The organism is Pseudomonas sp. BIC9C, from assembly GCF_034541995.1.
GTDB lineage: Bacteria > Pseudomonadota > Gammaproteobacteria > Pseudomonadales > Pseudomonadaceae > Aquipseudomonas > Aquipseudomonas fluorescens_CC.
The window spans coordinates 423,347-446,512 of record NZ_JAWDGM010000002.1 but is presented as its reverse complement, the minus strand read 5'-3'; the positions used below and the strand labels follow the sequence as shown (position 1 = coordinate 446,512).

The window sequence follows — 23,166 nt, the reverse complement described above, 5'->3', positions numbered from 1 at the left end:
CCATGGCGACCGGTTTCACCCCCGACACTTCAGAATTTCACTTCGCTGCCGAGATATTCTTATAGCACTTGGCCTTCATCTCTCTTGTCAGTCGGTGTCGCAATGATGCAACCTTGCCGCAGGCAACAGTAAAGAGGGCGAGAGCCCGGCGCGTTCAGCATATTCGAAGCGAGTTTCCCTCCATATGAAAAGCCAACCCGATGCCGCCAGCCGTATGGTGGCCGAGGTAGTGACGCAGTTGCCTGTGCCCTCGCGGCTCGGCATGCTGCGTTTCGAACGGCTTAATGAACCCAGCTGGGCGCTGCTGTTTCTCGATCCCAATTGCGAACGCCAGTTCGGCCTGCCAGCCGTGGAGCTGTGCGCGCTGGTGGGCTCGCCCTACGCCAGCCTGATGGAGCCGGAAGCGCGCTATCAACTGCACGACGCGGTCCAGCAACAGCTGACTGAAAGCACCCATTACCTGATCCGCTACACCCTGCACACCGCCTCAGGCTCCCTGAATCTGCTGGAACTGGGCGAAGCCTACAAACAACACAATCGCCACCTGTTGCGCGGTTATCTGTTGGTCATTGACGGCCTGTTCGAGGATGACCCGCTGCAACCGGCCCTGGATCTGGAAACCCAGAACTCGCGCCTGCAAATCGCCCTGGAACTCAATCAGCGTGCCCAGCAGGAGCAACTGCTGCATCTGGACCGGGTGCGCGCCCAGCAGGACCTGATCCTGCTGCTCACCCGTCAACGCTACAGCAGCAACGACTCCTTGCGCGAAGCCGCCGAGCTGATCACCCGCAGCGCCTGCGACATTTACCAAATCGACTGCGCCAGCCTGTGGCACCTCGAAGGCTCGATGCTGGTACCGATCTCGGCCTATCACCGCACGAAGCAGGAATACCTGCTGCCGCAGCCGATCAACGTCAGCGTTTTCCCCGATTACCTCGACGCCTTGCACACCGGTCGCGCCATCGACGCCCATAACGCCATGCGCGACCCACGCACCCGGGAGATGGCCGAAAGCCTGCGCCCGCGCGACGTCAACGCGATGCTCGACGCCAGTATCCGCGTCGATGGCCAGGTAGTCGGCGTTTTGTGCCTGGAGCAAACCGGTGCAACCCGTGCCTGGCAGTCGGACGAAATAGCCTTCGCCGGCGAACTGGCGGACCAGTTTGCCCAGGTCATCAGCAACCACAACCGACGCACCGCCACCAGCGCCCTGCACCTGTTTCAGCGTGCGGTCGAACAAAGTGCCAACGCCTTTTTGCTGGTCAACTGCGATGGCGTGGTGGAGTACGTCAACCCGAGCTTCACCGCAATCACCCAGTACTCCACCGAAGAAGTGCACGGGCAGCGCCTGTCGGAACTGCCGGCCCTGGAGAACCTCAGCGAACTGCTGTTCGACGCGCCTTCGGCGCTGGCCAAGAGCAACAGTTGGCAAGGCGAATTCAAGAGCCGGCGGAAAAACCTCGAACCCTACTGGGGCCAGTTGTCGATCTCCAAGGTTTATGGCGACAACCGCGAGCTGACCCACTACATCGGTATTTACGAAGACATCACCCAGACCAAGCTTGCTCAGCAACGCATCGAGCGCCTGGCCTACACGGACAACCTGACCAATCTCGGCAACCGCCCGGCGTTCATCCGCAACCTCGACGAACGCTTCGCCCGGGACAGCGACGCACCGATCAGCCTGTTGCTGGTGGACATCGACAACTTCAAGCGGATCAACGACAGCCTCGGCCACCAGACCGGCGACAAGCTGCTGATCAGCCTGGCTCGGCGTCTGCGCAACAGCTTGATCCCGAGCGGTAGCCTGGCACGATTCGCCAGTAACGAATTCGCCGTGTTGCTGGACAACAGCGACCTCACGGTGGGCCAGCAAGTGGCCAACCAGTTGCTCGCAACCCTCGACAAACCGATGTTCGTCGACAACCAGTTGATCAGCGTCACTGGCTCCGTGGGCCTGGCCTGCGCGCCGCTACACGGGCGCGACCCGCAAACCCTGATGCGCAACGCCGGGCTGGCGCTGCACAAGGCCAAGGCCAATGGCAAACACCAGGTGCAAGTGTTCACCGAAGCGCTGAACGCCGAGGCCAGCTACAAACTGTTCGTCGAAAACAACCTGCGCCGCGCCCTGACCCAGAACGAACTCGACGTGTTCTACCAGCCCAAGCTGTGCCTGCGCAGCGGGCGCCTGCTGGGGATGGAAGCACTGCTGCGCTGGGATCATCCGGAAAAGGGCATGATCCGCCCGGATCAGTTCATCAGCGTCGCCGAAGAAACCGGGTTGATCATTCCGATCGGCAAATGGATCGCCCGCCAGGCCTGCCGCATGAGCAAGGCGCTGACCGCCGCTGGCCTGGGCAACCTGCAAGTGGCGATCAACCTGTCGCCCAAGCAGTTCTCCGATCCGGACCTGGTGGCCTCCATCGCCAGCATTCTCAAGGAAGAAGCCCTGCCCGCTCATTTGCTGGAACTGGAGCTGACCGAAGGCCTGCTGCTGGAAGCCACCGAAGACACCCACTTGCAGCTCGACCAGCTCAAACGCCTGGGCCTGACCCTGGCCATGGACGACTTCGGCACCGGTTACTCGTCGCTCAGTTACTTGAAAAAATTCCCCATCGACATCATTAAGATCGATCGAAGCTTCATCCACGAAATCCCGGACAACCAGGACGACATGGAAATCACCTCCGCGGTGATCGCCATGGCCCACAACCTGAAACTCAAGGTCGTGGCTGAAGGCATCGAAACTGCCGAGCAGTTGTCGTTCCTGCGCCGTCACCGCTGCGACGTCGGCCAGGGCTACCTGTTCGACCGTCCGATCCCGGGCAACGAGTTGATCGAAAAGCTCAAGCGCTACCCGCGTGGCCCAATCGCCTGACAGCGATCCAACTCTCGGGCAAACTGCTTGTCTGTCTAATTATCCTGACTGAGAGGACTGATCATGGTTCTGCGCTCGGAAATTCTGGTGAACAAAAACGTGCTCCCTACTAAAGAACAAGCTCTGCCTGGCCGCGAAACTCCGATGAACCTGCCCGAGAAGCACTTTGTCTTCAAAGACACCCCACTGCTGGGCCCGTTCTTCGAAGACGTCGAGTTCGCGATTTTCGGCCTGGGCTGTTTCTGGGGTGCAGAACGCCGCTTCTGGCAACGCGAAGGCGTGGTCAGCACGGTGGTGGGTTACGCTGGCGGCTTCACGCCGAACCCGACCTACGAAGAAGTCTGCTCGGGCCTGACCGGCCATGCCGAAGTGGTGCTGGTGGTGTACGACAAGGCGAAAGTCAGCTACCAGGCGCTGCTGGCGATGTTCTGGGAACTGCACAATCCGACTCAGGGTATGCGCCAGGGCAACGACATCGGCACCCAGTACCGTTCGGTGATCTACGCCACTTCGCCTGAACAACTGGAAGCCGCGCTCAAGAGCAAAGCAGCGTACCAAGCTGAACTGTCCAAGGCCGGCATCGGTGAAATCAGCACCGAAATCGAACAGGCCCCGACCGTCTATTTTGCCGAGGCATATCACCAGCAATACCTGGCCAAGAATCCGGAAGGCTATTGTGGAATTGGCGGCACAGGCGTGACCTGCCCGATCTGATTTGCAGTCCTGAAAAGCACCGCGGGCAAGCCCGCTCCCACAAGGTCATACGCAAACCCTGTGGGAGCGGGCTTGCCCGCGAAGACGTCAGATCAGACGCCACCGAAACAACTGATCAACTTTCAGCAATCAACCAATCCATCCGCCATCCACCCTGGGTCTGTCCAAGCTTCTCGGACAACCACGGCAGCAGCTCACGCAACTCTTCCTCCAGCCCCCACGGCGGATTGGCAATCGCCAGGCCGGAACCGTTGAGGCTGTTCGGCGTATCCAATGGATGCACCAGCAACTCCACCCGCAACAACTTCGGCGCCCCGGTGCCTGCCAGGTCCTGATAGAAACGCCGCAGAGCGCGTTGATCCTTCACCGGGTACCAGATCGCCGCCACGGTCTGGCGCATCCGGCCAATCGCTTCCTTCAACGCCGCGGCACAACGCTGCATCTCGTCCAGCTTCTCGAACGGCGGATCGATCAACATCACCGCACGCTTCTCCGGCACCGGCAGCAAGGCCCGCGACACATGCCAGCCCTCGCCCAGGTGAACCTTCACTCGACGATCACCGGCCATGTTGTCCTTGAGCAACAGCCCGTCTTCCGGGTGCTTCTCATTGAGCAACACTCGGTCTTGCGGACGGGTCAGGCGCCGCGCCAGTTCCGGCGACCCCGGGTAATAGCGCAACTGGCCATCCGGGTTCATCTCGTGCAGCACCTGCATGTAATCGGCGGTCAGGATCGGCAGATCCGGCTGATCCCACAAACGCGCGATGCCTTCCAGGTACTCGCCGGTGCGGCTCGCCTGATCGCCCTGCAGGTCATACAGACCAATACCGGCGTGGGTGTCGAGATAGGCAAACGGCTGCTCCTTGCGCGACATCAGGGCGATGAGGCGGGTCAAGGTCAGGTGTTTGAACACATCGGCGTGATTGCCGGCATGGAAGGCGTGACGATAATTCATGGTTGCTCCTGCGAAGGCCGGGAAGTTTACCTTTACCGGCCGGCAAGTCAGGGGTTGGCGGCTGAGTGGGTGGACCGAGGAAAACACTGCAGTGAAAATGCAAAAAAATGGCCCGCATCCAGAAGGACGCGGGCCATTTTCACTCAAGCCATCGGGTCAGCGCATGCACTGCTCCCGGTTACTTGTTCAGACGATAATCACTCTCGGCGGCAGCAAAACGCTGGAACATACCGGCAGTCGGCGTGCCCATTTTGCTGACGAGGTAGATCGCCAGGCTGGCGAAGATGAAACCAGGGATGATTTCGTACAGGCCCAGCAGTTCGAAGTGTTTCCACACGATCACGGTGATCGCGCCGACCAGGATGCCGGCCAGTGCACCGTTGCGGGTCATGTCTTTCCAGATCACGGAGATCAGCACCACCGGACCAAATGCGGCACCGAAACCGGCCCAGGCGTAGCTCACCAGACCCAGCACGCGGTTTTCCGGGTTGGCGGCCAACGCGATAGCAACCAGGGCAACCAGCAGCACCATGGCGCGACCGACCCAGACCAACTCCAGCTGCGAAGCGGATTTACGCAGGAAGGTCTTGTAAAAGTCTTCGGTCAGCGCGCTCGAGCACACCAGCAACTGGCAGCTCAGGGTACTCATCACCGCCGCCAGGATGGCCGACAGCAGCACACCGGCAATCCAGGGGTTAAACAGGATTTTCGCCAGTTCGATGAACACACGTTCGTGGTTCTCGGAAACCGGCATGGCCACGGCCGGGTTGGCCGAGAAGTAAGCGATACCGAAGAAACCCACAGCGACGGTGCCGCCCAGGCACAGGATCATCCAGGTCATGGAGATGCGACGGGCATTGGCAATCGATTTGACCGAATCCGCCGCCATGAAGCGCGCCAGGATGTGCGGTTGACCGAAGTAGCCCAGGCCCCAGCCCATCAGCGAGATGATGCCGATGAAGGTTGTGCCCTTGAGCATGTCGAAGTTGCCTGGATCTTGCGCTTCGATTGCCAGGAAAGTGGTATCGACGCCACCGGTGGCCAGCAGCACGATGATCGGCGTCAGGATCAGGGCGAAGATCATCAGGGTGGCTTGTACTGTGTCGGTCCAGCTCACGGCCAGGAAACCGCCGACGAAGGTGTAGGCAATCGTCGCCGCAGCACCGGCCCACAGCGCCGTCTCGTAGGGCATGCCGAAGGTGCTTTCGAACAGACGGGCACCGGCCACGATGCCGGAGGCGCAGTAGATGGTGAAGAACACCAGGATCACCACGGCGGAGATGATCCGCAGCAGGCCGCTTTTGTCTTCGAAACGGCTGGCGAAGTAGTCCGGCAGGGTCAGGGCATCACCGTTGTGCTCGGTCTGCACGCGCAGACGGCCGGCGACGAACAGCCAGTTCAGGTAGGCGCCGACGATCAGGCCAATGGCGATCCAGCTTTCGGAAAGACCGGACATGTAGATCGCGCCGGGCAAACCCATCAACAACCAGCCACTCATGTCAGAGGCACCGGCGGAAAGTGCGGTCACGACGCTGCCCAGGCTACGGCCGCCCAGAATGTAGTCGGAAAGGTTGTTGGTGGAGCGATAGGCCATCAAGCCGATCAGCACCATTGCTGCGATGTAGATCACGAACGTGATCAGGGTTGGATTGCTTACGCTCATTAAGTTACGCCCTGGCTTTGTTTTTATGTAGCGGCGGCTGGTGAACCGCTCGCAAACGCATACGTTTGAAAGACGGTCGGGATCCCGCGCATTTATGACTGATGTTTCCCCAGGAAAGCCATCAGCCGGAGCACCCGGATTTTGTCCTGGTTGCACCTTGGGGCGCGAATGCTATTCAACAAAGCAAATAAGGTGCAACCAGTTTCTTGAGAATAAGTTGCACCCAACTGTAAATAAATTTTATACCCGGCTTTTTGCTCCCTTTCGGAGCAAGAACGGAAGCCAACCACCTTAAAAAGCACCAAGCAGATGCAGCACTGTCGTACCAGAATTTATTTCCTGACGAGCTGCGTAATATTCCGACAAAAAAAGGGTTGCACCCGGTTGCACCTCAACAGTTGCACGGCTAATCTTGCCGCCAGCTGATGCCACGCCGTCGTGGCAAACATGAGGATAAAAACATGGCTACCACCACCCTTGGGGTCAAACTTGACGACCCGACCCGCGAACGCCTCAAGGCCGCCGCGACTTCGATTGATCGCACGCCGCACTGGCTGATCAAGCAGGCAATCTTCAATTACCTGGAAAAACTCGAGGGTGGTGCAACCCTGACCGAGCTGAGCGGTTTGACCAAGGATTCCGACGACAGCGTCGACGCGCCTCTGGATCACGCCCACCAGTGCTTCCTCGAATTCGCCGAAAGCATCCTGCCGCAATCGGTGCTGCGCGCCTCGATCACCGCCGCCTACCGTCGCCCGGAACCAGAAGTGGTGCCGATGCTGATCGAGCAGGCACGCCTGCCGGCACCGATGGCTGAAGCCACCAACAAACTAGCCGCTTCGATTGCCGAAAAACTGCGCAACCAGAAGAGCGCTGGCGGCCGCGCCGGTATCGTTCAGGGCCTATTGCAGGAATTCTCCCTGTCGTCCCAGGAAGGCGTGGCACTGATGTGCCTGGCCGAAGCGCTGCTGCGCATCCCGGACAAAGGCACCCGCGACGCGCTGATCCGCGACAAGATCAGCACCGGCAACTGGCAGCCGCACCTGGGCAACAGCCCGTCGCTGTTCGTCAACGCTGCCACGTGGGGCCTGCTGCTGACCGGCAAGCTTGTGTCTACGCACAACGAAGCCGGCCTGACCTCGTCCCTGAGCCGCATCATCGGCAAGAGCGGTGAACCGATGATCCGTAAGGGCGTCGACATGGCCATGCGCCTGATGGGCGAGCAGTTCGTCACCGGCGAAACCATCGCCGAAGCCCTGGCCAACGCCAGCAAGTTCGAAACCAAGGGCTTCCGCTACTCCTACGACATGCTGGGTGAAGCCGCACTCACCGAGCACGATGCGCAGAAGTACCTGGCCTCGTACGAACAAGCCATCCACTCGATCGGCAAAGCCTCCCACGGTCGCGGGATTTATGAAGGCCCGGGCATTTCGATCAAGCTGTCCGCCCTGCACCCACGCTACAGCCGCGCCCAGTACGAGCGCGTGATGGATGAACTGTACCCGCGCCTGCTGTCGCTGACCCTGCTGGCCAAGCAATACGACATCGGTCTGAACATCGACGCCGAAGAAGCCGACCGCCTCGAGCTGTCGCTGGACCTGCTGGAGCGCCTGTGCTTCGAGCCACAACTGACCGGCTGGAACGGTATCGGTTTCGTGATCCAGGCTTACCAGAAGCGTTGCCCGTACGTGATCGACTACGTGATCGACCTGGCTCGCCGCAGCCGTCACCGCCTGATGATCCGCCTGGTGAAAGGCGCGTACTGGGACAGCGAAATCAAGCGCGCCCAGGTCGAGGGCCTGGAAGGCTACCCGGTCTACACCCGCAAGGTGTACACCGACGTGTCCTACATCGCTTGCGCCCGCAAGTTGCTGTCGGTACCGGAAGTCATCTACCCGCAGTTCGCCACGCACAACGCCCACACCCTGTCGGCCATTTACCACATCGCCGGTCAGAACTATTACCCGGGCCAGTACGAGTTCCAATGCCTGCACGGCATGGGTGAACCATTGTACGAGCAAGTTGTAGGCAAGGTTTCCGAAGGCAAGCTGAACCGTCCGTGCCGCGTGTACGCTCCAGTCGGCACCCACGAAACCCTGCTGGCCTACCTGGTGCGTCGCCTGCTGGAAAACGGCGCGAACACCTCGTTCGTCAACCGTATCGCCGACCAGTCGATTTCGATTCAGGAACTGGTGGCCGACCCGGTGGCAAGCATCGAACAGATGGCGACCGTGGAAGGTGGTTTCGGCCTGCCGCACCCGCGCATTCCGCTGCCGCGTGACCTGTATGGCTCCGAGCGCGCCAACTCCAGCGGCATCGACATGGCCAACGAACATCGTTTGGCATCGCTGTCCTGCGCGCTTCTCGCTACCGCACACAACCACTGGAAAGCCGCGCCGATACTCGGCTGCGCGTCCAGCAACGAAGCCCCGGCTCCCGTGCTGAACCCGTCCGACCTGCGTGACGTGGTCGGCCATGTACAGGAAGCGACCGTCGAAGACGTCGACAACGCGATCCAGTGCGCCCTGAACGCTGCACCGATCTGGCAGGCCACGCCACCCGCCGAACGCGCCGCGATCCTGGAACGTGCCGCCGACCTGATGGAAGCCGAGATCCAGCCGCTGATGGGCCTGCTGGCTCGCGAAGCCGGCAAGACCTTCGCCAACGCCATTGCTGAAGTACGCGAGGCCGTGGACTTCCTGCGTTACTACGCGGTGCAGGCACGCAACGATTTCACCAATGACGCCCACCGTCCGCTGGGCCCGGTGGCGTGCATCAGCCCATGGAACTTCCCGCTGGCGATCTTCAGTGGCCAGGTAGCTGCCGCACTGGCTGCCGGTAACCCGGTATTGGCCAAGCCTGCGGAACAAACGCCGCTGGTGGCCGCTCAAGCCGTGCGCCTGCTGCTCGAAGCCGGGATTCCCGAAGGCGTGCTGCAACTGCTGCCGGGCCGTGGCGAAACCGTTGGTGCCGGCCTGGTTGGTGATGAGCGCGTCAAAGGCGTGATGTTCACTGGCTCCACCGAAGTCGCTCGCCTGTTGCAACGCAACATCGCCGGCCGCCTGGACAGCCAGGGTCGTCCGATCCCGCTGATCGCCGAAACCGGTGGCCAGAACGCGATGATCGTCGACTCTTCGGCACTGACCGAACAGGTGGTGATCGATGTCGTATCGTCGGCCTTCGACAGCGCCGGTCAGCGCTGCTCGGCCCTGCGCGTCTTGTGCCTGCAGGAAGATTCCGCCGACCGCGTCATCGAAATGCTCAAGGGCGCCATGGCCGAAAGCCGTCTCGGCAACCCCGAGCGCCTGTCCGTGGACATCGGCCCGGTGATCGACGCTGAAGCGAAAGCCGGCATCGAGAAACACATCCAGGCCATGCGCGACAAAGGTCGCAGCGTGTACCAGGTGGCCATCGCCGATGCCGAAGAAGTCAAACGCGGCACCTTCGTGATGCCGACGCTGATCGAACTGGAAAGCTTCGACGAGTTGCAGCGGGAGATCTTCGGCCCGGTGCTGCACGTGGTTCGCTACAAGCGCAAAGACATCGATCAACTGATCGGACAGATCAACGCTTCCGGCTACGGCCTGACCCTGGGCGTGCACCCCGCATCGACGAAACCATCGCCAAGGTGATCGACACCGTCAATGCCGGTAACGTCTACGTCAACCGCAACATCGTCGGTGCCGTGGTCGGCGTGCAGCCATTCGGCGGCGAAGGCCTGTCGGGGACTGGCCCGAAAGCCGGTGGCCCGCTGTACCTGTACCGCCTGCTGTCGACGCGCCCTGCGGATGCGATCGAACAATCCTTCGCTCGCGGCGATGCTGCCGCAGCACCGGACGTTCGTCTGCGCGACGCCATGAGCAAGCCGTTGACCGCCCTGAAAGCCTGGGCCGACAGCAACAAGTTTGCCGACCTGAGCACCCTGTGCGTGCAGTTCGCCGCACAATCGCAAAGCGGCATCACCCGCGTTCTGGCTGGCCCGACCGGCGAGCGCAACAGCTACGCGATCCTGCCACGGGAACACGTGCTGTGCCTGGCGGAGGTCGAAGGTGATCTGCTGACGCAACTGGCGGCAGTACTGGCTGTCGGTGGTTCGGCGGTCTGGCCGGAAACTGACTTGACCAAGACATTGTTCGCACGCCTGCCGAAGGACATTCAGGCGCGCATCAAGCTGGTTTCCGACTGGAACAAGGACGAAGTGGTATTTGATGCGGTTCTGCATCACGGCCATTCCGACCAGTTGCGTGCGGTTTGCCAGCAAGTTGCCAAACGTGCCGGTGCGATCGTTGGCGTGCAGGGTCTGTCGCAAGGCGAAACCAACATTGCGCTGGAACGCCTGGTGATCGAGCGTGCGCTGAGCGTCAACACGGCGGCGGCGGGTGGTAATGCCAGCTTGATGACGATCGGCTAATAGCTATAAATCAGGCACCTGCCAAAGGTGCCTGAAATGCAATACCTGTGGGAGCGGGCTTGCTCGCGAAGACGTCATCAGAATCAACATTCATGTTGACTGACGGACCGCTTTCGCGAGCAAGCCCGCTCCCACATTTGTTTTCGGGCGCCTGCTAAGTCGGTGCTCTGCCCCACCATCACCCTCATCAATCATCCTGTTCAGCCTCTATTCCCACGCCTAGACTCGGCCCATTCCAATAAAAGGTAGGCCGCCATGTCCGAGACGTTGCTCAGTTCCCGTAATCTGGCTTTCGAGCTGTATGAAGTCCTTGATGCCGAGGGCCTGACCCGGCGTGAGCGTTTCGCCGAGCACAATCGCGAAACCTTCGATGCGGCCATCGGTACCGCCCGCAATATCGCCGAGAAGTTCTTCGCCCCGCACAACCGCAAGGGTGACGAGAACGAGCCGCGCTATGAAAACGGTCAGGCGATTCTGATTCCGGAAGTGAAACCGGCGGTGGATGCCTTCCTCGAAGCCGGTTTCCTCAATGCCGCACGCAGTTTCGACGCCGGCGGCATGCAGCTTCCTACACTGCTCTCCCAGGCCTGCTTTGCCCACTTTCAATCGGCAAACGCCGCATCGACCTCCTACCCGTTCCTGACCATGGGCGCGGCGAACCTGATCGAAAGCTTCGGCACCGATGAGCAGAAGCGCCGCTTCCTGCAACCGATGATCGACGGCCGTTTCTTCGGCACCATGGCCTTGACCGAACCCCACGCGGGCTCGTCGCTGTCGGATATTCGTACCCGTGCCGAGCCGGCGCCTGACGGCACTTATCGCCTCAAGGGCAACAAGATCTTCATTTCCGGCGGCGATCATCCGCTGTCGGAAAACATCGTGCACATGGTGCTGGCCAAGCTGCCGGACGCACCGGCCGGGGTGAAGGGCATTTCGCTATTCATCGTGCCCAAGTTCCTGGTCAACGACGACGGCAGCCAGGGCAAGCGCAACGACGTGCTGCTAGCCGGCCTGTTCCACAAGATGGGTTGGCGTGGTACCACGTCCACCGCGCTGAATTTCGGCGATAACGGCGAGTGCGTCGGCTATCTGGTAGGCAAGCCGCACCACGGCTTGAGCTACATGTTCCAGATGATGAACGAGGCGCGCATCGGCGTCGGCATGGGCGCGGTGATGCTCGGTTACGCCGGCTATCTGTACTCGCTGGAATATGCCCGCGAGCGTCCGCAGGGGCGCGTGCCCGACAGTAAGGACCCGAACACTGCGCCGGTGGCGATCATTCAGCACGCCGACGTCAAACGCATGCTGCTGACGCAAAAAGCCTACGTCGAAGGCTCGTTCGACCTCGGTCTGTACGCGGCGCGGCTGTTCGATGACACCACGACGCTAGAGACCGAAGCCGAACGCAAACAGGCCCATGAACTGCTGGACCTGCTGACGCCGATCGTCAAATCCTGGCCATCGGAGTTCTGCCTGAAAGCCAACGAACTGGCGATCCAGATCCTCGGCGGCCACGGCTACACCCGCGAGTACCCGGTGGAGCAGTACTACCGCGACAACCGCCTGAACCCGATCCACGAAGGCACCCACGGCATACAGTCGCTGGACCTGCTGGGCCGCAAACTGGCGCAGAACGGTGGCGCGGGACTCAAGCATCTGATCCGCCTGATCGCAGATACCGCCGAGCGCGCCCAGGCATTTGAGTCGCTGAAACCACTGCGCGAACCGCTGGAAAAGCTAGTGGCGCGCCTGCAAACCGTGACCATCGGCCTGCTGACCGACCTGGCCCAGGGCAAGGTCAACAGCAGCCTGGCGAACTCGGCGCTGTACCTGAAGGTGTTCGGGCACACCGTCATTGGCTGGCGCTGGCTGGAACAGGCGATTCGTGCAGAGGAAGGCCTGACCAAGGGCAATGCGGCGGATGTGAGCTTCTATAAAGGCAAGCTGCAGGCGGCGCGGTACTTCCTGACGTGGGAAGTACCGGGTTGCCACCATGAACTGGCGATTCTTGAGGCTCGGGATGATGTTTGTTTGAACATGCAGGATGAATGGTTCTGATCAATATTTTTCGGTGCTGCTGAAATCCAATCGCGGGCAAGCCCGCTCCCACAAGTTTTGCGGTGAACACAGGATTGTGATTCTACTCTGATCCTGTGGGAGCGGGCTTGCCCGCGATAGCGTCAGCACAGACAACGCTTTTATCAGCTCAGACGAAACCCACCCATCTGCCGCGCCAGATCATCCGCCAACCGCTGCAACGTCTGGCAATCATCCCGACAGGCCCTGATCTCCCCCGCCGTCGCCCGCGCGAGATCGGAAATGCCTTGAACGTTGCGGTTGATCTCCTCAGTCACCGCCGACTGCTCTTCGGTTGCCGTCGCGACCTGATGGTTCATGTCGCTGATGCGTTCCACCTGACCGGTAATCGCCGTCAACGACGCGCCAGTCCTCTGGCTCGACTCCACACCGGTACCCGTGGCCGCTTGCCCGGAATGCATCGACGACACGGCGTTCTCAGCACCCTGCTTGAGGTTGCCGATCATCTGCTGGATTTCATCGGTGGACGATTGCGTACGCCGCGCCAGGGTGCGCACTTCATCGGCCACCACGGCAAACCCGCGCCCCATGTCCCCAGCCCGCGCCGCTTCGATTGCGGCGTTGAGCGCCAGCAGGTTGGTCTGCTCGGAAATCCCGCGAATTACCGCCAGCACCTGATCGATGGACGCCACTTGATGGGCCAGTTCACCCACCGCCGTGGCCGCAACGCCGATTTCCTGGGACATGTTTTCAATGTGGCGGATCGAACCACCCACCACCTCCCGCGCCTGCAGCGCTTCATCGCGGGCGGTTTGTGAAGCGAATGCCGCGTTGCCGGCGTTCTGCGCGATGTCCTGCACAGTCAGGCCCATTTCATGCACCGCGGTGGCGACCATGTCGGTCATTTCCTGCTGGCGTCCGGAACGTTCGGCGGTGTTGTCCACCACCCGCGCCACCTGCCCGACAGCAGTGCGCAGGTGTTCGCTGGTGGTCAGCACTTCACCGATCATGTCGCGCTGACTGTCGAGGAACCGATTGAAGCCACGCGCCAGATCGCCCAGTTCATCGGCGCGACTGGAATCTAACCGGTGGGTCAAATCTCCACCACCGCTACCGATGGCAACCAGTGCTGCTGTTACCTGACGAATCGGCCGCACCAACCCACGGGCGAGCAGCACCACCAGCAACAGGCACACCATCGCCACCGCCAGGCCGATACCGCTGCTCATCCACATGGCGCGGCGGGCTTCGGCGTAGATCTGCGATTGCGGCACTTCGGCCACCAGGGTCCAACCGAGATCGCGCAATGGCAGGCTCAACGCAAGGAAGTCTTCGCCGTCACGCTGGAAGCCGCTGCTGGTGGCAACTTTTTGACTGATCACCGCTTGTGCCGCCGTAGCACCAATCTGCTCGGCCAGGGTGCGCTTGCCACTGAATTGCGCTTCGGGATGGACCTGGATCAAACCGTCGGAACGCACGAGATAGACCTTGCCGTGCTCACCGAAGCTGAAGTTGTGGATCAGCTCCGACAGCTCTTTCATGCTCAGGCCCAGCCCGGCAACGCCAACGACTTTACCGGCCTGCTCGACTTTGAGGTCGATGAACAGCGCCAATTCTCCGGTGGCCGTGTCGTTATCGATATTGAGGGTGCGCGGCTGGTTGCTGTCGAGAAACGCATAGAACCAGGCATCCTTCGGGTTGGAACGACTGAGCGTACGGTCCAGGCCTTTTTCGGTGAAGTAATGGTTGGACGCCGTGCCGACTATCAGCGCGGTAAAGGCCTTGTGCTCGGCGCGGATGCCTTCAAGGTAGGTGGTAAACGTACCGGCACGGGCACTGTCTTCACCCTCGGCCAGCCAGTCGCGCACCATGCTGTTGCTGGCGATGTCCTTGGCGGCCGTGAGCGGTTGAACAAGGATGCGCTCGATGTCGTTGCGCATCGCTTCGATGCTCGACGGCAAGGCTTGCTCGACCAGATAGTTCTGCGCCAGTCGATTGACCACCAGGGTATAGATGCCGACCACGATCAGAATACTGACCAGCAAGGCGCTGCCCATACTCAGGATCAATTGCCATTGAATACTGCGTCGCCAGAACTGCATGGAGCACCCCCAAAGAATAAGAGGCTGAAACACTGCAACAGGTGTGCCGCTTGTATACAATCGGCAAGACAATTTTTCAATTAGTTGTGTTCAATACCGATCAGCCCAAATTGATCATCTTGGGAGTTACCTATTATTGAGGTCGGGATGATGCACTAGAACCAACGGTAATGTTTGCCCTATCTGCTCATAGAAGAACGATCTATAAATCTGTCACTTTTGACAGTTATGACTGATGGTTTCTGTTGGTACTGTGTGAGCGCGTTTTGAAAATAAACAAGAGGATCAATTTCGGTCATTTTCAGAATGCCCACCTCCCATGGCAAACAGAGAGCCAATACTATGAAACAGCTCACCGAAATTCGCCTGTCCACCAAAGGCGAAAAATTAGCCCTCCCCGAACATGTGACACTTCCTGAGTACTTGGTTTACTCCAATACGGGGGACAAACTCATAGTGTTGGGCGATGAGAAAACGATTACTGGCAAGACGTACGAATATGTTAGAAACAACGATTACAGCATCACCATCCATTACGAATGATATGCCCTCCAGGCACTCCGGATGGCTCGGAGTGCCGTAGCAGGACTGATTCAGGGTTGGCCAATCGCCTTTGAAATCACTTCAACCGTGGCGCTGACTTGCTCTTGGTAACGGTCGAGTTCGAGCTTGTGCTGCTTCTGCATTTCAATCTGCTGGGAGCACAGGTTCATCGCGGCCAGCACCAGCAATCGGTCACCGATCAGCGTCGGGTACTTCCTCTTGGTTTCGGCCAGGGCTGCCTTCAACATCATCGCGGCGTCCAACAGGGTCTGTTCTTCCCCAACCGGTGCCTTGATCGAATAGTCCTCTCCCAGGATCGAGACGACTTTTACCCCTGCGGCGTTGTAACTCATGCGCTGACAGGACCCGCACTGACACGCTCAACCAGGGCCTGAATGCGAGCCGCCGTGGCGCCTTGCTTCTCTTCCTGCTCCATCAGGCTCAGTTGCAGGCTTTCGTTTTCATCCTTGGCCTGGGCCAGTTCGGCGCTCAGGGCTTGGTTGGTGCCGAGCAACGTCTGGTTCTGTTGCACCAGGTCACTGACCAGTTGTTCCAATTGGCTTAGGGATGCTTCCAACATTTTGAATTTCCAGGCTTTTTCAAAGGGCGCGTACGATAAAGAAAAGTCACCGTGGATGCCAGGGTTATACAGGCGCAAAGCCTTGATTCTGCTGACGGGCGACCTTCCTCGCGAGTTTTAAAGACTGTGATTGGCCAATCTGGTTCCTGCACTTCGTCGCCACAAGGTGCAACCGGCTGAAACAGATCGGGCTCAAGACTTCAGTCCGGCGACCGATAAGTCATTCATACAGCAGCCTCAGCCCCGCACGGATGCGCTCTTTCCCGGTAAACGCCATGTCCCTTCGTAATATGAATATCGCCCCTCGGGCGTTCCTCAGCTTTGCCCTGATCGGCGGTTTGATGATGATTCTGGGAGTGTTTGCCTTGAATCAGATGAGCAAGATCCGTGGCGCGGCCGAGAACATCACCAACAACAGTGTGCCGAGTATCAAGAGCCTGGACGAGTTCACCCAGCTCACCTTGCGCCTGCGCGTGTTGTCCTATCGCTTGCTGGTGAACCGCGAGCCTGACGTGCAGCAAAAAACCATGGAACTGCTGGAGATGCGTAACCAGCAGATTCGCACCGCCCAGGCGACCTACGAAAAGCTGATCGCCAACCCGCAGGAGCGTGCGACCTACGATCAATACGTGCAGTTGCTGGGTCAGTACCGCCAGATCGAAGACCGGATGAAAACCTTGTCGCGCAACAATCAGGTCGATGAACTGCGCAGCTTGCTCAACACCGATTTGCTCAACAACTCCGAAGCGGTCAACGCGGTGTTGAACAAACTGCTGGAAATCAACACCCAGCAGAGCCACGACACCAACCAGCAGGCGGCGGATCAATACGATTCGGCGTTCAACCTGGTGATCACCCTGTTGGTGATCGCCACCGCCCTGACGCTGCTGTTCGCCTGGTTGCTGACCAACAGCATCACCCAACCGATCGCCAATGCCCTGAGCGCCGCCGAACACATTGCCGAAGGCAATCTGACGCGCCCGATCACGGTCGATGGCCAGGACGAGGCCGGCCGCTTGCTGCTGGCGATGTCGAAGATGCAGGACAAACTGCGCGACACCCTGCAACGGATTTCCGGCTCCGCTACTCAGCTGGCTTCTGCCGCCGAAGAACTCAACAGCGTCACCGACGAAAGCGCCCGTGGCCTGACCCGGCAGAACAACGAAATCGAACAGGCTGCCACTGCGGTCAACGAAATGACCAGCGCCGTGGAAGAAGTCGCACGCAACGCGGTCAGCACGTCCGAGGCGTCAAGGAACGCTACCCGTTCTGCCGGCGACGGCCGTGATCTGGTGCAGGAAACCGTGAGCGCCATCGAGCGCATGAGCGCCGACGTGCAGAGCACCGCGAACCTGATCGGCGACCTGGCCAACGAGTCCCGCGACATCGGCAAGGTGCTGGATGTGATCCGTGGCCTGGCCGACCAGACAAACCTGCTGGCCTTGAACGCCGCCATCGAGGCCGCACGCGCCGGTGAGGCCGGCCGTGGTTTCGCGGTAGTGGCCGACGAAGTGCGCGCCCTGGCCCATCGTACCCAGCAGTCGACCAGCGAAATCGAGCGCATGATCGGCAGTATCCAGAGCGGTACCGAGCACGCGGTGGATTCGATGCGCAACAGCACCGAACGCGCCGAGTCGACCCTGAACATCGCCCGTGGTGCCGGGATGTCGCTGGACACCATCAACAGCGCCATCGTCGAAATCAACGAACGCAACCTGGTAATCGCCAGCGCCGCTGAAGAACAGGCGCAGGTGGCCCGGGAAGTGGATCGCAACCTGGTGAACATTCGCGACCTGTCGGTGCAGTCGGCCACCGGGGCGAATCAGACAAGTGCGGCGAGCAACGAGCTGTCGCGCCTGGCGGTGGACCTGAACACCCTGGTTGGGCGGTTCAGCTTGTAATCCGCCAACACCGCCCCCTGTGGGAGCTGGCTTGCTCGCGATGGCATCAAGGACAACGCATTGATCCAGACAGCACGCGTTATCGTTGACGTCCATCGCGAGCGAGCTCGCTCCTACAAAGCTTTTTGACAGCATCACATTTCAACAGGTTAGAATCGCTGGCACGCGGACTGCATGGTCAGTTTGTGCCCGCCTTTCAGCTTTCTGGAGTACTGCCTTTGAATGCGACGACCATCAACAGCCTGTTCTTGATCGGCGCGTTGCTGGTAGGTGCGAGCATTCTGGTGAGCTCACTGTCGTCCCGCCTCGGCATCCCGATTCTGGTGATTATCCTGGCCGTCGGCATGGCGGCCGGCGTCGATGGCGGCGGCATTATTTTCGACAACTACCCCACGGCTTATCTGGTCGGCAACCTCGCACTGGCAGTCATCCTGCTCGACGGCGGTTTGCGCACCCGGGTGTCGAGTTTCCGCGTGGCGTTATGGCCGGCATTGTCTCTCGCTACCGTCGGGGTACTGATTACCACCGGGCTGACCGGCATGGCGGCCGCATGGCTGTTCAACCTGAACCTGATCCAGGGCCTGCTGATCGGCGCCATCGTCGGCTCCACCGACGCCGCGGCGGTGTTCTCGCTATTGGGCGGCAAAGGCCTGAACGAACGGGTGACCGCCAGCCTTGAAATCGAATCCGGCAGCAACGACCCGATGGCGGTGTTCCTTACCGTCACCCTGATCGACATGCTCGCCAGCGGCCAGACCGGCCTGCACTGGAGCCTGCTGACCCACCTGATCCGCGAATTCGGCATTGGTAGCGTCATCGGCCTGGGCGGTGGCTGGCTGATGCTGCAACTGGTCAACCGCATCAACCTGGCCACCGGCCTGTACCCGATTCTGGTCATCGCCGGCGGCCTGGTGGTGTTTGCCCTGACCAACGCCCTGCACGGCAGCGGCTTCCTTGCCGTGTACCTCTGCGGCCTGGTGATCGGCAACCGTCCGGTACGCAGCCGCCACGGCATTTTGCACATGCTCGACGGCATGGCCTGGCTAGCGCAGATCGGCATGTTCCTGGTGCTGGGGTTGCTGGTGACGCCTCACGATCTGCTGCCTATTGCCTTGCCGGCACTGGCACTGGCGCTGTGGATGATTCTGTTCGCCCGGCCACTGTCGGTACTGGTTGGTCTGCTGCCGTTCAAAGCGTTCCATGGTCGCGAGAAAGCGTTTATCTCCTGGGTCGGCTTGCGCGGCGCGGTCCCGATCATTCTGGCGGTGTTCCCGCTGATGGCCGGCCTGCCCAACGCCCAGCTGTACTTCAATCTCGCATTCTTTATCGTGCTGGTGTCGCTACTGGTTCAAGGCACGAGCCTGCCGTGGGTCGCCAAGCTGTTGAAAGTGACGGTGCCACCGGAGCCTGCTCCCATCTCCCGCTCGGCCCTGGAAGTGCATGTCACCAGCGAGTGGGAACTGTTCGTTTATCGTCTCGGCGCGGAAAAATGGTGCATCGGTTCGCCCCTGCGCGAGCTGAAAATGCCCGAAGGCACCCGCATCGCCGCCCTGTTTCGTGGTCAACAATTGCTCCATCCGTCGGGTAGTACCGTGCTCGAAGTCGGTGATTTGCTGTGTGTCATCGGCCATGAACACAACCTGCCGGCCCTCGGAAAACTCTTCAGCCAGGCGCCACAACGAGGCCTCGATCTGCGCTTCTTCGGCGACTTCGTACTGGAAGGAGACGCCCAGCTGGCTGCGGTTGCGGCCCTGTATGGGCTGAAGGTCGAAGGCATCGATCCGGACATGTCCCTGGGCCACTTCATTGCCCAGAAAGTCGGCGGCGCACCGGTGGTGGGTGACCAGGTGGAATGGAACAACACCATCTGGACCGTGGCGGTCATGGACGGGAACAAGATCGGCAAAGTGGGCGTCAGATTCCCCGAAGGAAGTCGCCCGAGTCCCGGCCTCTTCCTCTAAACTGCTTCCTCTATCACTTGCTTGACCGGTCTCTATGCCTAACCTGCGCTCCATTTTCGCCATTGCCCTGCTGGGCTTGAGTCTCTCTGTCGGCCCCCTTGGCTTGTCGCAAGCGGTGCAAGCGGCCGAACCGCCCTCCAGCGAAGCCGTGCAGGCGAGCCTGGACAAGATTGCCGACCGCAAATTGCCGGAAGCCGATCAGAAGGCCCTGCAAACCGTCCTGCAAAACACGCTGACCCAGCTCAACAACAAGCGTGACTACGAGCAGAAGCTGGCCGATCTCAAGCAAACGTTGAGTTCTGCACCCAAGCAGACGCTCGAGAACCAGCGCGAACTGACCCGCCTCAAGGCCAGCACCGTGGTACCGGTAGCGCAGCGTTTCGCCAAGGAACCGATCCAGCAGCTGGAGCAAATGCTTACCGAGCGCTCCACCCAGCAAAGTGATCTGCAAAAAGCCCTGGGCGATGCCAACAGCCTGATCATCACCGCCCAGACCCGCCCCGAGCGCGCCCAGGCGGAAATATCCAGCAGCCAGACACGCATTCAGCAGATCAACAACATCCTCAAGAACGGCAAGGACAGCGGCAAGGCCTTGAGCGCCGAGCAGCGCGACCAGCTCAATGCCGAGCTGGCAGCGCTGAACGCCCTGATCCCGCTGCGCCGTCAGGAACTGGCCGGCAATACCCAATTGCAAGACCTCGGCAACAGCCAGCATGACCTGCTGTCGGAGCGATCCGATCGCCTGGATCGGGAAATCCAGGAACTGCAAACCCTGATCAACCAAAAGCGTCTGGCGTTGTCCCAGGAAACGGTCACCCAGCAATCCATCGAAGCGCAGAAAGCCGGCGGCAGCAGCCTGCTGGCCACCGAAAGCGCGGCCAACCTGAAGCTCTCGGACTACCTGCTCAAAAGCACCGACCGCCTCAACGAAGTCACCCAGCAAAACCTGCAGACCAAGCAACAGCTGGACAGCCTGACCCAGAGCGACTCGGCCCTGGACGAGCAAATCAATGTGCTCAAAGGCAGCCTGCTGCTCTCGAAGATTCTCTACAAACAGAAACAAGCGCTGCCGCGCCTGCGGCTCGACCGCAACCTGGCCGACCAGATCGCCGACATTCGCCTGTATCAGTTCGAAGTCAGCCAGCAACGGGAGTTGCTGAGCAGCCCGGCCACCTACGTCGAGAACCTGCTGTCGACCCAGCCGCCCGAGCAAGTCACACCGCAGTTGCGCAAAAGCCTGATGGAACTGGCCACCACCCGCGTCGACCTGCTGGAGCGCCTCAATCGCGAACTGAGCGCGGTGCTCAATGAATCCATCACCCTGCAACTGAACCAGAAGCAACTGCTCAGCACGGCGCAAAGCCTGCGGGCGACCCTCGATGAACAGATGTTCTGGATTCCGAGCAACAAGCCGCTGGACCCGGAGTGGTTTCGCAGTGTGTCGGATCGCCTCCAGCATCAACTCGATTCACTTCCGGTACTTTCAAGCCTGAGCGAACTGGCTGATGGCCTGACCCAGCGCCCGCTGCTGTTCCTGCCACTGGCGCTGCTGATCGGTGCGTTGCTGTGGCGCCGCAAAAGCCTGTACGCGCGCCTGAACAAGGTTCACCAGGACATCGGCCATTTCAAGCGAGATAGCCAGTGGCACACACCGCAGGCGATTCTGATCAATATTCTTTTGGCGATGCCGGTTTCCCTGGGCCTCGCACTGTGCGGGCTGGCTCTGCAAATCGACGCTCGCGGCCAGAACGCCAATATGGGCGCGGCGTTACTGCAGATGGCCGGGGCCTGGCTGGTGTTCTACACCGCCTACCGGATCCTCGCGCCGGGTGGTGTGGCGGAACTGCATTTCCGTTGGGAAAAGCCCCAGGTGGAATTCCTGCGCAGGTGGGTCCGTCGCCTGGGCATGGTGGTCATGGCGCTGGTAACCGTGGTGGCGGTTGCCGAACTGCAACCGGCGGCGCTGGCCGATGACGTGATCGGCATGCCGGTGGTGCTCACCTGCTACGCCTTGATGACCTTGCTGCTCAGTCGTTTGCTCATCAGCAGCCCGACCCACAAAAACGCCTCGCTGTTCCGCAAGGTCGTGGGGATCCTGTTTACCGCCCTGCCCGTCGCACTGTTCGTGGCAGTGTGTTTCGGCTACTACTACACCGCGCTGAAACTCAGCGACCGCTTGATCAACACGCTGTACCTGCTGATGTTCTGGCTGGTGATCGAAGCCACGTTCGTGCGCGGCCTCAGCGTGGCGGCCCGCCGCCTGGCTTACCAGCGCGCCCTGACCAAGCGGCTGGCCGCCAAGGAGGCCGGCGACGGCGAAGCGGTGATCGAAGAGCCGAGCATGGACATCGAGAAGGTCAACGAACAGTCCCTGCGCCTGATCCGCCTGGCGCTGCTCGGCGGCTTCATGGCAGCCCTGTATTGGGTCTGGGCCGACCTGATCTCGGTGTTCTCGTACCTGGACAACATCACCCTCTACGAATACACCAGCGGTACCGGCGCCAACATGAGCATGGTGCCGATCAGCATCGGCGACATGCTCGGCGCGCTGATCATCATCGGCATCACCTTCGCCCTGGCCCGCAACTTGCCGGGCCTGCTGGAAGTGTTCGTGCTGTCGAAACTCAACCTGGCCCAGGGCAGCGCCTACGCGACCACCACGCTGCTCTCGTATGTGATTGCCGGCGTCGGTTTCGTCTCGACGCTATCGACCCTCGGCGTCAGCTGGGACAAGTTGCAATGGCTGGTGGCGGCACTGTCGGTCGGCCTCGGTTTCGGCATGCAGGAGATCTTCGCCAACTTCATTTCCGGCATCATGATCCTGTTCGAACGTCCGGTACGGATCGGTGACACCATCACCATCGGCAACCTGTCGGGTACCGTGAGCAAGATTCGCATTCGCGCCACGACCATCACCGACTTCGACCGCAAGGACATCATCGTCCCGAACAAGACGTTCATTACCGGGCAACTGATCAACTGGTCGCTGACCGACACCATCACCCGGGTGACCCTCAAGCTCGGCGTCGACTACGGCTCGGACCTGGACCTGGTGAAAGAACTGCTGCTCAAGGCGGCCCGCGATAACCCGCGCGTCCTGAAAGACCCGGAGCCGCATGTGTACTTCCTGAATTTCGGCGAAAGCACCCTGGACCACGAGTTGCGCATGCACGTGCGCGACCTCGGTGACCGCAACCCGGTGCTCGACGAGGTCAACCGCTTCATCAACCGCGAGTTCAAGAAGCAGCACATCAATATCTCGTTCCGGCAGATGGAGGTTTACCTCAAGAACCTGCACGGCCAGGAATACAAGATGGTGCCGATCGAGCCGGAAGCGAAAACCATCGTGCCACTGGTCGACGGCAAACCGCCGCAAGAACCGCCCGCCGCCAAACTCGACTAACCGGCCTTTCCCCAGCAG

12 protein-coding genes and 3 pseudogenes are annotated in these 23,166 nt (G+C 60.4%); 9 read left to right on the top strand and 6 right to left on the bottom strand.

The features are described from left to right. Positions 1-184 precede the first annotated feature (184 nt). Positions 185-2,878 (top strand): putative bifunctional diguanylate cyclase/phosphodiesterase, encoded by a 2,694-nt coding sequence (locus tag RS887_RS12020; protein WP_322615558.1) that lies wholly within the window; start codon positions 185-187, stop codon positions 2,876-2,878. Between the two features lie 63 nt (positions 2,879-2,941). Further along, positions 2,942-3,592, top strand: coding sequence for a peptide-methionine (S)-S-oxide reductase MsrA (gene msrA, locus RS887_RS12015; RefSeq protein ID WP_322615557.1), 651 nt, complete (start codon positions 2,942-2,944; stop codon positions 3,590-3,592). A 115-nt stretch (positions 3,593-3,707) separates the two neighbouring features. Here the strand turns inward: msrA and RS887_RS12010 are convergent, their stop codons facing one another. Together RS887_RS12010 and putP are read right to left on the bottom strand one after the other, a co-directional pair. Then, positions 3,708-4,547 (bottom strand): 23S rRNA (adenine(2030)-N(6))-methyltransferase RlmJ, encoded by an 840-nt coding sequence (locus RS887_RS12010; RefSeq protein ID WP_322615556.1) that lies wholly within the window; start codon positions 4,545-4,547, stop codon positions 3,708-3,710. A 178-nt stretch (positions 4,548-4,725) separates the two neighbouring features. Further along, positions 4,726-6,210, bottom strand: coding sequence for a sodium/proline symporter PutP (putP, locus tag RS887_RS12005; protein WP_322615555.1), 1,485 nt, complete (start codon positions 6,208-6,210; stop codon positions 4,726-4,728). A 461-nt stretch (positions 6,211-6,671) separates the two neighbouring features. Here putP and putA point away from each other — a divergent pair. After that, positions 6,672-10,621 (top strand): annotated as a pseudogene (gene putA / locus RS887_RS12000) (trifunctional transcriptional regulator/proline dehydrogenase/L-glutamate gamma-semialdehyde dehydrogenase). 255 nt (positions 10,622-10,876) lie between these two features. After that, positions 10,877-12,679: an acyl-CoA dehydrogenase gene (locus tag RS887_RS11995; protein ID WP_322615554.1), complete on the top strand. Its 1,803-nt coding sequence runs from the start codon at positions 10,877-10,879 to the stop codon at positions 12,677-12,679. A gap of 143 nt (positions 12,680-12,822) precedes the next feature. On the opposite strand, the gene RS887_RS30585 is transcribed toward RS887_RS11995, so the two are convergent. Then, positions 12,823-13,554 (bottom strand): methyl-accepting chemotaxis protein, encoded by a 732-nt coding sequence (locus RS887_RS30585; RefSeq protein ID WP_416339970.1) that lies wholly within the window; start codon positions 13,552-13,554, stop codon positions 12,823-12,825. 132 nt (positions 13,555-13,686) lie between these two features. After that, positions 13,687-14,715, bottom strand: a pseudogene (locus RS887_RS30580) (cache domain-containing protein); the annotation flags it as partial. Positions 14,716-15,102: 387 nt separating this feature from the next. Here RS887_RS30580 and RS887_RS11985 point away from each other — a divergent pair. Beyond that, complete coding sequence (locus RS887_RS11985) at positions 15,103-15,303, top strand: hypothetical protein (RefSeq protein WP_322615552.1); 201 nt, start codon at positions 15,103-15,105, stop codon at positions 15,301-15,303. A 50-nt stretch (positions 15,304-15,353) separates the two neighbouring features. Here RS887_RS11985 and RS887_RS11980 read toward each other — a convergent pair whose 3' ends face one another. Together RS887_RS11980 and RS887_RS11975 are read right to left on the bottom strand one after the other, a co-directional pair. Further along, entirely contained in the window at positions 15,354-15,656 is a 303-nt protein-coding gene (locus tag RS887_RS11980) for a cell division protein ZapA (protein WP_322615551.1), read from the bottom strand. Next, a complete protein-coding gene (locus RS887_RS11975; RefSeq protein WP_056852308.1) occupies positions 15,653-15,883 on the bottom strand; it encodes a hypothetical protein in 231 nt (76 codons plus the stop codon). Before RS887_RS11975 ends, RS887_RS11980 begins: the two co-directional genes overlap by 4 nt. Positions 15,884-16,134: 251 nt before the next feature. Here RS887_RS11975 and RS887_RS30575 point away from each other — a divergent pair. The 4 genes and pseudogenes from RS887_RS30575 to mscK all read left to right on the top strand — a co-directional run. Further along, positions 16,135-16,881, top strand: a pseudogene (locus RS887_RS30575) (MCP four helix bundle domain-containing protein); the annotation flags it as partial. 30 nt (positions 16,882-16,911) lie between these two features. Then, positions 16,912-17,784, top strand: a complete 873-nt coding sequence (locus RS887_RS30570; RefSeq protein ID WP_416339969.1) for a methyl-accepting chemotaxis protein — start codon at positions 16,912-16,914, stop codon at positions 17,782-17,784. A 218-nt stretch (positions 17,785-18,002) separates the two neighbouring features. Next, positions 18,003-19,745, top strand: a complete 1,743-nt coding sequence (locus RS887_RS11965) for a potassium/proton antiporter (protein ID WP_322615549.1) — start codon at positions 18,003-18,005, stop codon at positions 19,743-19,745. A 34-nt stretch (positions 19,746-19,779) separates the two neighbouring features. Then, positions 19,780-23,148 carry a mechanosensitive channel MscK gene (gene mscK, locus RS887_RS11960; protein WP_322615548.1) on the top strand — a complete coding sequence of 1,123 codons (3,369 nt, stop codon included), beginning with the start codon at positions 19,780-19,782 and terminating at the stop codon, positions 23,146-23,148. Positions 23,149-23,166 lie beyond the last annotated feature (18 nt).